General features: G+C 75.1%; 13 protein-coding genes, 1 tRNA gene and 1 pseudogene. 7 read left to right on the top strand and 8 right to left on the bottom strand.

All coding sequences use genetic code 11. The annotated features are described in order from the left end of the window. Positions 1-10: 10 nt before the first annotated feature. From ACRYRX_RS17420 to nth, 3 genes are read right to left on the bottom strand one after another with little or no spacing between them, the layout of a single operon-like run. Positions 11-1,207: a MarP family serine protease gene (locus ACRYRX_RS17420; protein WP_432513811.1), complete on the bottom strand. Its 1,197-nt coding sequence runs from the start codon at positions 1,205-1,207 to the stop codon at positions 11-13. Next, complete coding sequence (locus ACRYRX_RS17415) at positions 1,204-1,857, bottom strand: NUDIX hydrolase (RefSeq protein ID WP_432513809.1); 654 nt, start codon at positions 1,855-1,857, stop codon at positions 1,204-1,206. Before ACRYRX_RS17415 ends, ACRYRX_RS17420 begins: the two co-directional genes overlap by 4 nt. Beyond that, positions 1,854-2,549 (bottom strand): endonuclease III, encoded by a 696-nt coding sequence (gene nth, locus ACRYRX_RS17410; RefSeq protein ID WP_432513807.1) that lies wholly within the window; start codon positions 2,547-2,549, stop codon positions 1,854-1,856. Before nth ends, ACRYRX_RS17415 begins: the two co-directional genes overlap by 4 nt. 146 nt (positions 2,550-2,695) lie before the next feature. Here nth and ACRYRX_RS17405 point away from each other — a divergent pair, with 146 nt between their 5' ends. Further along, positions 2,696-3,250, top strand: a complete 555-nt coding sequence (locus ACRYRX_RS17405; protein WP_432513804.1) for a hypothetical protein — start codon at positions 2,696-2,698, stop codon at positions 3,248-3,250. Between the two features lie 223 nt (positions 3,251-3,473). Then, a complete protein-coding gene (locus ACRYRX_RS17400; RefSeq protein ID WP_432513888.1) occupies positions 3,474-4,136 on the top strand; it encodes a Crp/Fnr family transcriptional regulator in 663 nt (220 codons plus the stop codon). A gap of 112 nt (positions 4,137-4,248) precedes the next feature. Here the strand turns inward: ACRYRX_RS17400 and ACRYRX_RS17395 are convergent, their stop codons facing one another. Genes ACRYRX_RS17395 through ACRYRX_RS17380 form a run of 4 tightly spaced genes read right to left on the bottom strand, consistent with a single transcriptional unit; the run spans position 4,249 to position 5,988 of the window. Then, the gene (locus tag ACRYRX_RS17395; protein ID WP_432513803.1) at positions 4,249-4,992 is read right to left on the bottom strand and encodes an MBL fold metallo-hydrolase; all 744 of its coding nucleotides are present in this window, start codon (positions 4,990-4,992) and stop codon (positions 4,249-4,251) included. After that, on the bottom strand, positions 4,979-5,440 hold the full coding sequence (locus tag ACRYRX_RS17390) for a RidA family protein (protein ID WP_432513802.1): 462 nt from the start codon (positions 5,438-5,440) through the stop codon (positions 4,979-4,981). Before ACRYRX_RS17390 ends, ACRYRX_RS17395 begins: the two co-directional genes overlap by 14 nt. Continuing rightward, positions 5,437-5,592, bottom strand: a complete 156-nt coding sequence (locus tag ACRYRX_RS17385) for a DUF4177 domain-containing protein (protein WP_366169643.1) — start codon at positions 5,590-5,592, stop codon at positions 5,437-5,439. Before ACRYRX_RS17385 ends, ACRYRX_RS17390 begins: the two co-directional genes overlap by 4 nt. 33 nt (positions 5,593-5,625) lie before the next feature. After that, positions 5,626-5,988, bottom strand: a complete 363-nt coding sequence (locus tag ACRYRX_RS17380; RefSeq protein ID WP_432513800.1) for a WhiB family transcriptional regulator — start codon at positions 5,986-5,988, stop codon at positions 5,626-5,628. Between the two features lie 315 nt (positions 5,989-6,303). Between ACRYRX_RS17380 and ACRYRX_RS17375 the strand changes: the two genes are divergently transcribed. Continuing rightward, positions 6,304-8,763, top strand: coding sequence for a penicillin-binding protein (locus tag ACRYRX_RS17375; RefSeq protein ID WP_432513797.1), 2,460 nt, complete (start codon positions 6,304-6,306; stop codon positions 8,761-8,763). A 65-nt stretch (positions 8,764-8,828) separates the two neighbouring features. Here the strand turns inward: ACRYRX_RS17375 and ACRYRX_RS17370 are convergent, their stop codons facing one another. Continuing rightward, positions 8,829-9,296: a GatB/YqeY domain-containing protein gene (locus ACRYRX_RS17370; RefSeq protein ID WP_432513795.1), complete on the bottom strand. Its 468-nt coding sequence runs from the start codon at positions 9,294-9,296 to the stop codon at positions 8,829-8,831. Positions 9,297-9,353: 57 nt separating this feature from the next. On the opposite strand from ACRYRX_RS17370, the gene ACRYRX_RS17365 reads away from it, so the two are divergent. The 4 genes and pseudogenes from ACRYRX_RS17365 to ACRYRX_RS17350 form a co-directional block, all read left to right on the top strand. Next, positions 9,354-10,283, top strand: a complete 930-nt coding sequence (locus ACRYRX_RS17365; RefSeq protein WP_432513792.1) for a metallophosphoesterase — start codon at positions 9,354-9,356, stop codon at positions 10,281-10,283. A 75-nt stretch (positions 10,284-10,358) separates the two neighbouring features. Further along, positions 10,359-10,435 (top strand) — tRNA-Pro (locus ACRYRX_RS17360). A gap of 242 nt (positions 10,436-10,677) precedes the next feature. Beyond that, complete coding sequence (locus ACRYRX_RS17355) at positions 10,678-12,804, top strand: putative bifunctional diguanylate cyclase/phosphodiesterase (RefSeq protein WP_432513789.1); 2,127 nt, start codon at positions 10,678-10,680, stop codon at positions 12,802-12,804. Positions 12,805-12,963: 159 nt separating this feature from the next. Further along, positions 12,964-13,424, top strand: a pseudogene (locus tag ACRYRX_RS17350) (peptidase); the annotation flags it as partial.

Raw genomic sequence — 13,424 nt, 5'->3', positions numbered from 1 at the left:
GGCGGCCCGGCTACCCGCCCGTGCAGGCGCCCGTGGACACCTCGGCGGTCCCCGCGCCGGCGAGGACCGCGTCGAGCTCGTCGGGGGTCAGCGCGTACCCGGTCCGCTCGTCGTCGAGGGACTTGGCGAACACGACCCCCGCGACCCGGCCGTCCTCGGTCAGCAGCGGCCCGCCGGAGTTGCCCGGCTGCACCTGCGCGTACACCGAGTAGACCTCGCGGACGACGTCCACCGTGTCGCGGATGTCGCGGCCCTGCGCCTGCAGCACCTGCCGGACGCGGGCCGGCTCGGCCCGGTACGGCCCGTCGAGGGGGTAGCCCGCCACCACGGCCGCGTCCCCGGCGGCCAGCTCGCCCGCGCGGCCCAGCGGCTCCACGTCCAGGTCCGGCACCGCCAGCACGGCCAGGTCGCGGCCGGCGTCGAACGCGACGACGGTCGCCGGGTACTGCGGCCCCGTCCCGCCGGGCTGCACGAGCGGGTCCTCGACCCCGGCCACGACGTGCGCGTTCGTCACCACGCGCGCCACGCCCCCGGCCCGGTCCGCGACGAACCCCGACCCCTCCAGCCCGCGGCGGCAGCTGTCCGCGACCCCGGTGACCTTCACGACCGCCGCCGGGGCCTCCCGCAGCGCCTCGGGGGCCTGCGCGGCGGGCGCCTCGACGGGCGCGATCGGCTCGGGGTCCAGGCCGGTGAAGACCCGCGGGAACCCGCCGGCCTGGGCCGCGGACCAGAACCGCGCCAGCACGTCGCCGGTGGCGGGCGGGACGACCCGGTCGACCGCCGCGACGACCCGCGAGCCCGTCACGGCCTGCACGACCGACGGCAGGGGCGCCTGCCGGGCCGCGCCGGCGACGACCCACAGCACCAGCAGCGTCGCGACCCCGCCGGCCACGGCGCCCAGCACGGCGTCCACCAGCCGCGCCGGTTCCCAGCGCACGTGCGCCCGCAACCGGGACGCGACGAACCCCAGCAGCACGCGCCCCACCACCGCCAGGACGACGGTGCCCAGCACGACGGCCAGCGTCCGCTGCACGCCGGGGTCCCAGTCCGCGACGACCCGCGGCAGCGCCACGACGCCCACGGCCGCCCCGCCCACCAGCCCCAGCAGGCTCGCGACGCCGACGAGGAACCCCTCGCGGTACCCCGCGACGACCTGGGCGAGCAGCAGCACCAGCAGCACGACGTCCAGGACGCCCGACGAGCTCACGCCCCGCCCCCCGCCCAGGCCAGCGCCTCCTCCAGCGAGACGGTCGCGACCGGTCCCGGCGGCCGCGTCAGCAGACCACCGAGGTCGAGGACCCGCACGAGCACCTCCGCCGTGAACCCCCACACCAGCAGCCCCCGCACCGCGAACGCCGGGCCGGTGTACCCGCCGGTCCCGCGGACCCGCCGCACCGACCCCGGGGCCAGCAGCTCGGCCAGCGGCACCCGCTCCACGCGCGCCACCTCCGAGGGGTCCACGACCCCGACCGGGCACGGTTCGCGCCAGAACCCCACGACCGGGGTGACCGCGTGCTCGGAGTGGGCCAGCGCGAGCGTCGGCAGCTCCCCGAGGACGTCGACGCCCGCGGCGACCAGCCCGGTCTCCTCGGCGGCCTCCCGCAGCGCGGTCGCGGGCGCGTCGGCGTCGGCGGGGTCGCGCCGGCCGCCGGGGAAGGCGACCTGGCCCGAGTGCTGCCGCAGCGTCCCGGCCCGTTCGGTCAGCAGCACCTCCGGGCCGCCCGGCCCGTCGGCGAACAGCACGAGGACTGCGGCGGGGCGGCCGCCCGGCCCGTGCCCGGCCGCCCAGCGCAGGTCGGCCGCCGTGACGTGCGGCAGCCGGGTGGCCAGCGGCCGCAACCACTGCGGGACGCTCACGCCGGGACCGGGCCCTTGACCAGCGCCGCCGCCTTCACCGGGTCGGTCTCCCCGATCCCGCCGGAGGGGCACAGCCGCAGGACCGGGCACGCCCCGCACGCCGGTCGGCGGCTGTGGCAGGTGCGCCGGCCGTGGAAGATCATCCGGTGGTTGAACATCGTCCAGTCCTTGCGCTGGATGAGCGCGGCCAGGTCCGTCTCGACCTTCACCGGGTCCTCGTGCGCGGTGAAGCCCAGCCGGCGCGACAGCCGCCCCACGTGGGTGTCGACGGTGAGCCCGGGCACCCCGAAGGCGTCCCCGAGGACGACGTTCGCCGTCTTGCGCCCCACCCCCGGCAGCCGCACCAGGTCCGCCTGCCGGCCCGGCACCTGCCCGTCGTGCTCGGCGACGAGCTGGGCGGCCAGGCGCAGCAGGTTGTCGGCCTTGGCCCGGAAGAACCCCGTGGCCTGGATCAGCGCCTCCAGCCGGGCCCGGTCGGCCGCGGCCAGCGCGTGCGCGTCCGGGTACGCGGCGAACAGCGCCGGGGTGACCTGGTTGACCCGGGCGTCGGTGCACTGCGCCGACAGGACCGTCGCGACCAGCAGCTCGAAGGCGTCGGTGAAGTCCAGCTCGCAGTGCGCGTCGGGGTACCGCTGCGCGAGGAGGCGGTGCACCCGCCGGGCTCGGCGCGTGCGGGCCAGCTGCGTCTCCACCCGGGCGAGCCTACGTGGCGCTCCCGGGCCGCACCCGGTCCCGCCCGGGGTTCCGGTACCGCCGACGGCTCCCCGCGGGTGAGCGCGCACCACCGTGAGGGTGACACCCCGTCAAGACGCCCGGGACGGCGGACGACACGGACACCATGCTCCCGCGCGACCCCGAACCGGCCGACCCGACCAGCGACGCCGCCGCGTCCCTCCTCGAGTCCACCCTGGAACCCGTGCTGTCCGGCGTGCTGGCGGCGGCCGACGACCTGAGCTGCCGCCAGGCCGTCCGCGTCGAGCTGGCCGAGCTCCCGCTGCCGGCCCTGCGCCGCCGCCGTTCCCTGCTGCACGAGGAGGTCCGCCGCGTCCAGCACTGGCACCGGCTCGTGCGGGCCCGCCGCGACCTGCTCGTCGCCACCGCCTGCGGTCCCGAGGCCCTGCACGTGCCCGTGGAGGCCGCCACCCTCGGCGGCCCGCTGGAGCACCACCTCGAGCCCGCCGCGCCCGGCGCCGACCCCGCCGAGGGGCTGCGGGGGCTGCTGCTGCTGGACCGGCCCATCCGCGGCGGCGGGCTGCCCGACCAGCTGGAGGAGCTGTCCGGGGCCCAGCAGCGCCTGTCCGAGTACGAGAGGGCGCTGCTGGCGGAGCTGGCGGTCGCCACCGACGTCCTCGCCGAACGCTGCCGCGCGCTGTTCCGGGCCGTCGCCCCCTGAGCCGCCCCTGAGCCGCCGACGGCCCCGGACGGCCACCGGCGCGGGACTCCCCGTCGCCGCGGGCCGTTCGTGCGGCAGACTGTCCACAGGCGCGCCGAGGTGATGCGCGTCACGGACAGCTCACGCAGGTCACAGGAGGTCGTCGGTGGAGCACGGGGTCGAGCGCGGGACGGACGCCGAACGCCCCCTCGAGCGCCCGGGTGGGGACCGGCTCGGTGACGTCGTGCGCCGGGCGCCGCTGTTCGCGGCCCTGGACGACGAGTCGGCCGCCGAGCTGCTGGAGTCCATGGCACCGGTCCACCTCGACCGCGGGCAGCAGCTCTTCGGCGAGGGTGAACCCGGCGACCGGGTCTTCGTCGTGCGCACCGGGAAGATCAAGCTGGTCCGCAGCTGGCCCGACGGCCGCGAGAACCTCCTGGCCGTCCTGGGGCCGGGGGAGATGTTCGGGGAGCTGTCGCTGTTCGACCCGGGCCCGCGGACCAGCTCGGCCCGCGCCGTGTCCGAGGCCGAGCTCATCGCCCTCAACCACGACGACATGATGCGCTGGCTCGCCCGCCGCCCCGAGGTCGCCAAGCACCTGCTGCGGGCCCTGGCCCAGCGCCTGCGCCGCACCAACGTCGCCCTCGCCGACCTCGTCTTCACCGACGTCCCCGGCCGCGTCGCCAAGGCCCTGCTGGACCTCTCGCGCCGCTTCGGGCGCCCCATCGCCGACGGCCTCCTCGTCGCCCACGACCTCACCCAGGAGGAGCTGGCGCAGCTCGTCGGCGCCTCCCGCGAGACGGTGAACAAGGCGCTGGCGGACTTCGCCTCCCGCGGCTGGCTGCGCCTGGAGGCGCGGGCCGTGGTCCTGCACGACGTCGAGCGACTGGCCAAGCGCGCCCGCTGACCGGCCCCCCACCTCGGAGCCCCCAGCCCTCCGCGATCGAGGACACCCGCTCCGCGATCAAGGACACCGGGGTTCCGCGCCCCGCGGGTGTCCTCGATCGCGGGAGGGGTGGTCAGCGCCCCCGGTCGAGGCCCAGGTACCTCAGCTGCGCGCGGATCGACTGCGCCGCAGCACCTCCCAAGTCCTCGCCCAGCTCGCCGTGGACGGCGGTGACGAGGTCGCCGACGTCCCGGTGCCCCGCCGCCCACGCCGCCCGCACCTGCTCCAGCCGCGCCAGCCGGTGGTCGAGCTGGGTCCGCAGGGCGGCCCGGACGTCGCGACGGGCCGGCCCGTGGCCGGGCAGGACCACCGTCGCGTCCAGCGACAGCAGCAGCTCCAGGGACCGCAGGTACTCGCCCAGGTCGCCGTCCGCGGCCAGGACCGTGCTGCCTCGGCCGAGCAGCGTGTCGCCCGTCAGCAGCTCCCCGGTCGCCAGCAGCACCGACACCGAGTCGGCCGTGTGCCCCGGCGTCGCCAGGACCTGCAGGCTCAGCCCCGCGGCCTCCACGTCCCCGGCCGCGCCGACGACGGGAGCGGGGTGCTCGGCCAGGAACGCGGCCAGCCCCCCGACGTGGTCGGGGTGGTGGTGGGTGCCGACCACCAGGGCGACCCGCCGGCCCGCGAGCGCCGCCGCGACCGCCGCCCGGTGCGCGGCGTCGTCCTCGCCGGGGTCGACGACGACGACGTCGGGGGAGCCGGGCGCGGCCAGCAGCCACGTGTTCGTGCCGTCCAGCGTCATCGGGCCCGGGTTGCCGGCCAGGACGCAGGTGGCCCGGTCCGTGACCGGGCCCCCCGTCCACCCCTCAGCCGCGGACACGCACCGTGATCTCGACCTCGACGGGGGAGTCCAGCGGCAGGACCGCCACCCCGACGGCGCTGCGGGCGTGCACCCCGGCGTCGCCGAAGACCTCCTGGAGCAGGTCCGAGGCCCCGTTGACCACACCGGGCTGCCCCGTGAACGAGGGGTCGCTGGCGACGAAGCCGACGACCTTCACGACCCGCTCGATGTTGTCGACGCCCCCGGCCACGGCCGCGGCGGCGGCGACGGCGTTCAGCGCGCACGTCGCGGCGAGCTGCCGCGCCGTGTCGGCGTCGACGCCGGCCCCCACCTTGCCGGTCACGGCCAGCTGCCCGTCGACGAACGGCAGCTGCCCGGAGGTGAGGACGAGGTCGCCGTCGCGGGTCGCGGGCACGTAGCTCGCGACGGGCGGGACGACGGCGGGCAGCGTCAGGCCCAGCTCGGCCAGGCGCGCGGACGCGCTCACGGCTTGGGCCGCTTGAGGTAGGCGACGAGGCCGTTGCCGTCGGGGCCCGTGACGACTTGCACGAGCTCCCAGCCGTCGCTGCCCCACTGGTCCAGGATCTGCTTCGTCGCGTGGACGATCAGGGGGACGGTGGCGTACTCCCAGGTGGTCATGGCGGCCACCGTAGTGGCCGCCACCCCGGGCGGTCAGACCGCGGCGACCTCGTCGCGCAGGACGTGCTGCGCACCGGCCGGGACGGTCGTGCCGGACCCGGTGACCTCACCGGCCGCCGCGCCGAGCGCCGCGTCGCGGGCGGTCTCCAGCAGGCGGCGCCAGGACTGCACGTTCGGGCGGCGCTTGAGCAGCGCGCGGCGCTCGCGCTCGGTCATCCCGCCCCACACGCCGAACTCGACGCGGCTGTCCAGCGCGTCGGCCAGGCACTCGGTGCGCACGGGGCACCCGCCGCAGATCTGCTTGGCGCGGTTCTGCGCCGACCCCTGCACGAACAGGTCGTCCGCCGTGCTGGCCTTGCAGGCTCCACGACTGGCCCATTCCAACGTCCACGTCATCGACGGCCCCTCCCGTCAGCGTCCCTCCCCGGCCGGGAGCCTGGCGGCTCCGGTTCCCCCCGGGAGCGGGACGATCCCTGTGAATCCCTGCGAGTGCCCACCTGCGGGCACACCGGCAGCGTATGGTCGGGGTCGCGGCCAGCCCTAGAGCACCTTGTGACGAACCTGGGTAGTCACTTCTAGCTAGCGCCACTCACCCGTTCGTGGATCCCGGCGGGTGAGCACCGGTATCGGGCCGGTCACGATCCTGCGCGCGGAACGCGGAGGACGTGTGCAGGGCTCCGAGCCCCCGCACCCTCCGCTTACGCTGGCCGCATGGCCCCTCGCTCCACGCAGCACGCCCGGCGCCCGGTCTTCCGCCTGCTCGCCGCGTTCGCCGCGGTCAGCGCCGCCGGTGGTGTGCTCGGCGCAGGTCTCGTCGTCCCGGCCGTGGCCGCGACGGGCAGCCTCACCAGCGAGGGCGTCGACATCTTCAACGAGCTGCCCGGGGACCTGGGCGACAAGTCGCTGTCCGAGGCGTCGACCATCCTGTGGTCGGACAACACGGTGATGGCGAAGGTGTACGACCAGAACCGCTCGGTCGTGGCCTTCGACCAGATCGCGCCCGTGATGCGGGAGGCGATCGTCGCCATCGAGGACGACCGGTACTACTCCCACGGCGCCGTGGACATGAAGGGCATCGTCCGCGCGCTGGTCTCCAACGCCGGCGGCGGCAGCACCCAGGGCGCCTCGACGATCACCCAGCAGTTCGTGAAGAACGTCCTGGTCCAGCAGGCCGTGGAGGAGGGCGACTCCGCCGCCGCCGCGGCCGCCGTCGAGGCCGACGGGGTGGAGGGGTACGCGCGCAAGCTGCGGGAGATGAAGCTCGCGATCGGCGTCGAGAAGGAGATGTCGAAGGACGACATCCTCGCCGGGTACCTGAACGTCGCCTACTTCCAGAACAACGTGTACGGCGTCGAGGCCGCCGCGCAGTACTACTTCTCCAAGCCCGCGTCGGAGCTGACGCTGCCGGAGGCCGCCGTGCTGGCCGGGATGGTGCAGAACCCCGCCGCGTACAACCCGGTGAAGTACCTCGACGCCTCCACGAAGCGGCGCAACGTCGTCCTGAACCGCATGCTGGAACTGGGCAAGATCGACCAGGCGACGCACGACCAGGCCGTCGCGACGCCGCTGGTCCTGAACCGCAACCCCAGCCGCCAGGGCTGCCTGTCGGCCGGGTCGGCGGCGTACTTCTGCGACTACGTCGTGCACGTCGTGGAGTCCGACCCGGCGTTCGGGGCGACCCCCGAGGACCGGCGGAACCTGCTGCGCCGCGGCGGGCTCACCATCAAGACCACCCTCAGCCCCGTCGTGCAGGCCAACACCCAGCAGGCCGTGAACGACGGCGTGAACCCCGGCCAGGAGGCCCGGTCGGCGGCCTCCATCGTCGAGCCCCGCACCGGCAACATCCTGGCCATGGCGCAGGACACGACGTACTCGCCGGACGAGGACCAGATCGGCGTCACCACGCTGAACTACAACGTCAGCCAGGCCATGGGCGGCGGGTCCGGGTTCCAGCAGGGGTCGACGTTCAAGGCGTTCACGCTCGCGGCGTGGCTGAAGGCGGGCAAGTCGATCGACTCGACCGTCTCGGCGCCGTCGTCGGGCAACGACCCGTTCAGCGCGTTCACCGCGTGCGGGCAGAAGCTGCGCGGCGGCCGGTACCCGTACAGCAACTCCGAGGGCGGCGGTGGCGGCACCATGACGGTGCGGGCGGCCACGGCGAACTCGGTCAACACCGCCTACGTCTCCATGGAGAAGCAGCTCGACCTGTGCGACATCGCGAACACCGCGCAGTCGCTGGGGGTCTACAAGGCCGCGCCCACGCCGCTGGACACCATCGCCTCCAACCCCAAGACCCTCGACCTGGACCGGCTGCCGTCGATGACGCTGGGCACGAACCTCGTGACGCCGCTGTCCGTCGCCGGGGCCTACGCCGCGTTCGCCGCCGAGGGCACGTTCTGCAAGCCGACCGCGATCCTCGAGGTCCTCGACGCGAACAACCAGCCCATGCAGATCCCGTCCGCGGACTGCAAGCAGGTCCTGGACGTCAACGTGGCCCGCAACGTCACCGAGGCCCTGCGCGGCGGCTGGACCAGCGGGACGGCCGCGCGCGTCGGGAAGTCCGTCATGGCCGGCCGCCAGGTCGCCAGCAAGACGGGGACGACGAACCAGAGCCGGGACACCTGGTTCGCCGCCTACACCCCGCAGATGGCCGGGGCCGTCTGGGTCGGCCACCACGGCACGGTCAAGAGCCTGAACGGCGAGCGCATCAACGGCCGCCGCGTCGGCCGGGTGTTCGGCGCCACGATCGCCGGGCCGATCTGGGCCAACTCCGTCGGCCGCAGCCTCACGCAGCTGAACGCGCCGAAGCTGACGTTCACCGACGGCACCAGCCAGGGCCTGAAGACCACCACCTCCGACGGGCGCATCCGGGTGCCCAGCGTCGTCGGGCGCAGCGTGTCGTCGGCGACGGCCGCGCTGGAGGCCGCCGGGTTCAGCGTCAGCGTCTCCAGCAAGCGCGTCGCCTCCGAGTCCGTCGCCGCGGGCCTGGTGGCCGCGCAGAGCGCCCGGTCCGCCGCCGCCGGGGCGACCATCACCCTGACCCGCAGCTCCGGTCCCGCGCCGAAGCCCACGCAGGAACCGGAACCCACGCAGACCAGCGAGGCGCCCCCGGCCCAGACCCAGGCCCCGGCCGAGACGCCGGCACCGCCGGCGGAGACCCCGGCGCCCTGACGCCGGACGCACCAGAGGCCCGCCGGGCGGGGGACACCCCCGCCCGGCGGGCCTCTCCGCGTGCGTCAGGCCTGCAGGCGGGCCCGGACGGCGCCCGACAGCCGCTTGCCGTCGGCGCGGCCCGCGACCTTCCCCTTCAGCTGCGACATCACCGCACCCATCGCGCCCATGCCCGTCAGGCCCTCCGCGGTGGCCACGAGGACGGCCTCGTCGACCAGCTCGGCCAGCTCCTCGTCGGACAGCGGCGTCGGCAGGTACGTCTCCACCACGCCCAGCTCGGCGCGCTCCCGGGCGGCCTGCTCGGTGCGGCCCGCACCGTCGTACGCCTCGGCGGCCTCCCGGCGCTTCTTCGCCTCGCGCTGCAGGACGGTGACGACCTCCTCGTCGCTCAGCACGCGGGCCGCCTTCCCGGCGACCTCCTCGCCGCGGACCGCCGTCAGGACCATCCGCAACGTCGCCGACCGCAGCTCGTCCCGGGCCTTCATCGCGGTGGTCAGGTCGGCCTGCAGGGAGTCCTTGAGGGTGTCGCTCATGCGGTGATCCTCCCACCCCCGTCGAGCCGTTTCCCGGCCGCGCGCGAGGATGGGCCGATGCCCAGCGAATCGACGGCCCGCGTCCTGAAGGCCACCGCCGCGACCGCCGCCCTCACCGCCCTGGCCGGCGCGGGGGCGCTCGGCTACGCCGCCGGGTACGAGGTCCGCGCGTTCACGCTGCGGCACGCGCTCGTGCCCGTCCTGCCCGTCGGGGCCCGGCCGCTGCGGGTCCTGCACCTGTCCGACCTGCACCTCGTGCCCGCGCAGCGGCGCAAGCGGGAGTGGGTGGCGGCGCTCGCCGACCTCGAACCGGACCTCGTCGTCAGCACCGGCGACAACCTCGCCGCCCAGGACGCCGTCCCCGCCGTCCTGGAGACGTACGCGGGGCTGTTGCGCCGCCCCGGGGTGTTCGTGCTCGGCTCCAACGACTACTGGGCGCCGCAGCCGCGGAACTGGGCGCGCTACCTCAAGGGCCCGTCCCGGGTGCCCGAGCCGGAGGCGCCGCGGCTGCCCACCGGCGAGCTGGTCCGCGGCTTCACCGACGCCGGCTGGGTCGACCTCGACAACGTCCGCACCCGCCTGGCCGTCGGCGGCCTGGACCTGGAGTTCGTCGGGGTCGACGACCCCCACCTGAGCTACGACCGCTACCCCGACGTCGCGGGCCCGGCCGCCGCCGACGCCGACCTCACGATCGGCGTCACGCACGCCCCCTACCGCCGCACCCTGGACGCCATGACCGCCGACGGCGCCGGGCTCCTCATCGCCGGCCACACCCACGGCGGGCAGCTGTGCGTGCCCGGCGTCGGCGCCCTCGTCACCAACTGCGACCTGCCCCGCGCCCAGGCGTCCGGCCTGTCCCGCTGGTCCGCCGCCGGCCACGACGCCTGGCTGCACGTCTCCGCCGGGCTCGGGACCTCCCCGTACGCGCCCGTGCGCTTCGCCTGCCGCCCCGAGGCGACGCTGCTGGAGCTCGTGCCCGTCCGCTGACCGGGGGAGCCCGGTACGGAGCACCCGCGCCGATGGGCTACTCTTGGCGAGGCCGTTCACGCGGCTGAGCAGTATCGGGGTGTGGCGCAGCTTGGTAGCGCGCTTCGTTCGGGACGAAGAGGCCGCAGGTTCAAATCCTGTCACCCCGACCAGCAGAACCGCAGGTCAGAGGCCCGGAACCGCGCGAGCGGGGCCGGGCCTTCGTCGTCGAGCGGGTTCGAGGCGGTACCGCACGGGACCTCGCCCTCCTCACCGGTGTGTGGGCCCGCGGCGCCGATCACGCTCACCCCCTTACCTCCCGTCCCCTGGTAGTTGCAGTATGTGACCGCGAGTGGCTGGTGCAGCCGGCGGGAAGCGATGCAGCTCGGTCGCGGGGACCAGGGAGCGTGGCACGGTGGATGCAGGCACGGCGGACGCGGGCACAGCCGGGCGCGGCGTCGCGGATCCCGGCGGTCCCGGAGCCGAGGTGGTGCTGGCGGCGCTGCTGGGCGGTCTCGACGCGGACGGCCGGGTGCTCGTGGCGGTCCTGCGCCCGGTGCGGGAGGCGGGGCGCATCGTCGACTTCGACGTCCTCGCCCTGTCGGCCTCCGTCGTGGCGACGGTGGTCCTGACCCGGGCCGACGCCCGAGGGCGCCGCCTCAGCCAGGTCACGGCACCGGAGCACTTCGAGGAGCAGCTCGCCCTCGGCGCCCAGGCCTTCGCCCTCGACCACCCGGTGCGCCGCGAGGAGAACCACCTCGACGCCGACGGGCAGGTCCGGGTGGTGCAGATGACCCGCACGCGCGTGGGTCACCTGCTGGTCGGGGTGTGGCAGGACGTGACCGAGGTGCGGGCCACGGAGGCGGCGCGGGCGGCCAGCGAGCAGCGTTTCCGGGCGCTGGTCGAGCACTCCAGCGACATCGTCGTCATCGTCGACACCGCCCGGACGTTCACCTACGCCAGTCCGTCGGCGCAGCAGTTCGTCCCCGCGGGGAGCGACAGCACCACCCTGGTCGGCCAGTTCTACGGCCCACCGGTGCACCCCGAGGACCGCGCCGAGGCCCACGAGCTGCTGGACCGGGCGCTCGGGAGCCCGCCGGGACGGGTGCTGCGCGAGCGGCTGCGTGCGCTGACGACCGACGGGCAGGTGCGCTGGCTGGAGGTGCAGGCCACCAACCACCTGAGCACCCCCGGGGTGGAGGGCGTGGTGATCAACTGCCGCGACATCACCGACGAGCAGCACGCCCAGCAGCGCCTGGCGCGGGAGGCGATGCTCGACCCGCTGACCGGGCTGCCGAACCGGCGCTTCTTCACCCAGGCCCTGCAGCACGCCCTGGCCCGCAGTGCCCGCAACGGGCAACCGGTCGCGCTGCTGCTGCTGGACGTGGACCACTTCAAGCAGGTCAACGACGCCTACGGCCACCCCGCCGGGGACCAGCTGCTCACCACGTTCGCCCAGCGACTGCGCGCCAGCCTGCGCCCCACCGACACCATCTGCCGCCTGGGCGGGGACGAGTTCGCCGTCGTCGCCGAGGACCTGCACCACCTCGACGAGGCGCTCCTGCTCGCCGAGCGCGTCAACGTCGCCGCCGGTGGCGCCTACCTGCTCGAGCACGGCGAGGTCCAGGTCGGCGTCTCCGTCGGGGTCAGCACGACGGTCGGCCCCGGGGACCCGGACACCCTGCTGGCCACCGCCGACCAGGCCCTATACGAGGCGAAGCGCCGCGGCCGCAACCGGGTGGAGGTGTTCCAGCCCCACCTGCGCCAGCACCTCCTGCACCGGATGAGCCTCCAGCACGACCTGCGCCACGCCGGCCGCCGCGAGGAGCTGGAGCTGTACTGGCAGCCCATCGTGCGCTCCAGCGACCACGCCATCACCGGCACCGAGGCCCTGCTGCGCTGGCACCACCCCCACCACGGCCTGCTGCTGCCGGCGGCGTTCATCCCCGCCGCCGAGGACGCCGGGCTGATGCCCCTGATCTGCGAGTGGGTCCTCGACGCCGCCGCGGCCCAGTCCGCCCGGTGGTCGCAGGAGCTGGCCGACCCCCCGGAGGTGTTCTTCAACCTCGACCGCCACCAGTTGCACAACCCCGACCTGCTGGGCCAGGTCGCGGCGATGAGCGCCGTCCACCACACCGACCCCACCCGGTTCACCCTGGAGATCAGCGAGCGGATCCTCACCGAGGACCTGCCGCGCATCCACCCCCTGCTGCACCGGCTGCACGAGGCCGGAGTCCACCTCGCCCTGGACGACTTCGGCGCCGGGAACACCTCCCTGGCCTGGTTGCAGCAGATGCCGATGGACGTCCTCAAGCTGGACCGCTCCTTCACCGCCGCGCTGGGGAACCCCGCCAGCGAGGCCGTCGTCGACGCCGTCCTGCACCTGGCCCCCCGCCTGGGGATCGCCACCCTGGCCGAGGGGGTGGAGACCCGGGAGCAGCTGACGACCCTCGTCGACCTCGGCTGCGACTACACCCAGGGTTTCCACCACGCCCGGCCCCAGCCCGCCGACCAGCTCACCGCCATGCTCCTGGCCACCTGAGACCTTCGCCCTCGGCGATCAAGGACTCCTGTGTCCTTGATCGCCGAGGGGGAGAGGGGGTGTAACAACGGTGGGGGCTGTGGCGTCCTCTCACCGACGGAGCCGGGAACGCAGTCAGCGTGGCCGAACCTCCGCACTGGTTCGAGAGGCACGAGCACCATGAACGTCCAGCACTCCAAGGTCCTCACCGCCGGTGTCCTGACCGCCGCGGCCCTGCTCGGCGGGGCCGGGGTCGCCGCCGCGGCCGGCCCGGTCACCGGGACCGGCACCGGTTCGGGCGCGGCCGGCGTCCCGGCCCAGACCGTCATCCACTTCGCCCACGGCGCCACCTCGGCCACCGTCTCGGGCAAGGTCGGTCCGGGTGAGGACGACCGGTACGTCTTCGACGCCCACGCCGGGCAGACCGCCACGTTCCACCTGTCGCGCTCGACCAGCGCGCAGACCTGGACGCTGGTGGGCCCTTCGGGTCCGGCGGTGCACGACGCGCACAGCCCGCGGCAGTCCGACTTCACCTACCGGCTGCCCGAGACCGGGCGGTACTACGTCGACATCGTCTCCACCCGCCCCTCCAGCTACCGGCTGGAGGTGTCCATCCCCGCCGCCAAGCCCGCCACCGGCAA

It is taken from the genome of Kineococcus lubricus (genome assembly GCF_050871965.1).
Classification (GTDB): Bacteria; Actinomycetota; Actinomycetes; order Actinomycetales; family Kineococcaceae; genus Kineococcus.
The sequence above is the reverse complement of the archived record's forward strand: the minus strand, read 5'-3'. Positions and strand labels throughout refer to the sequence as shown.

Excerpts from the sequence above, each read along its gene's own strand:
- ACRYRX_RS17405 (WP_432513804.1), top strand. The coding sequence starts at position 2,696 with ATGCTCCCGCGCGACCCCGAACCGGCCGACCCGACCAGCGACGCCGCC.
- ACRYRX_RS17385 (WP_366169643.1), bottom strand. The coding sequence starts at position 5,592 with ATGACCACCTGGGAGTACGCCACCGTCCCCCTGATCGTCCACGCGACG.
- ACRYRX_RS17380 (WP_432513800.1), bottom strand. The coding sequence starts at position 5,988 with ATGACGTGGACGTTGGAATGGGCCAGTCGTGGAGCCTGCAAGGCCAGC.
- ACRYRX_RS17375 (WP_432513797.1), top strand. The coding sequence starts at position 6,304 with ATGGCCCCTCGCTCCACGCAGCACGCCCGGCGCCCGGTCTTCCGCCTG.
- ACRYRX_RS17370 (WP_432513795.1), bottom strand. The coding sequence starts at position 9,296 with ATGAGCGACACCCTCAAGGACTCCCTGCAGGCCGACCTGACCACCGCG.
- ACRYRX_RS17365 (WP_432513792.1), top strand. The coding sequence starts at position 9,354 with ATGCCCAGCGAATCGACGGCCCGCGTCCTGAAGGCCACCGCCGCGACC.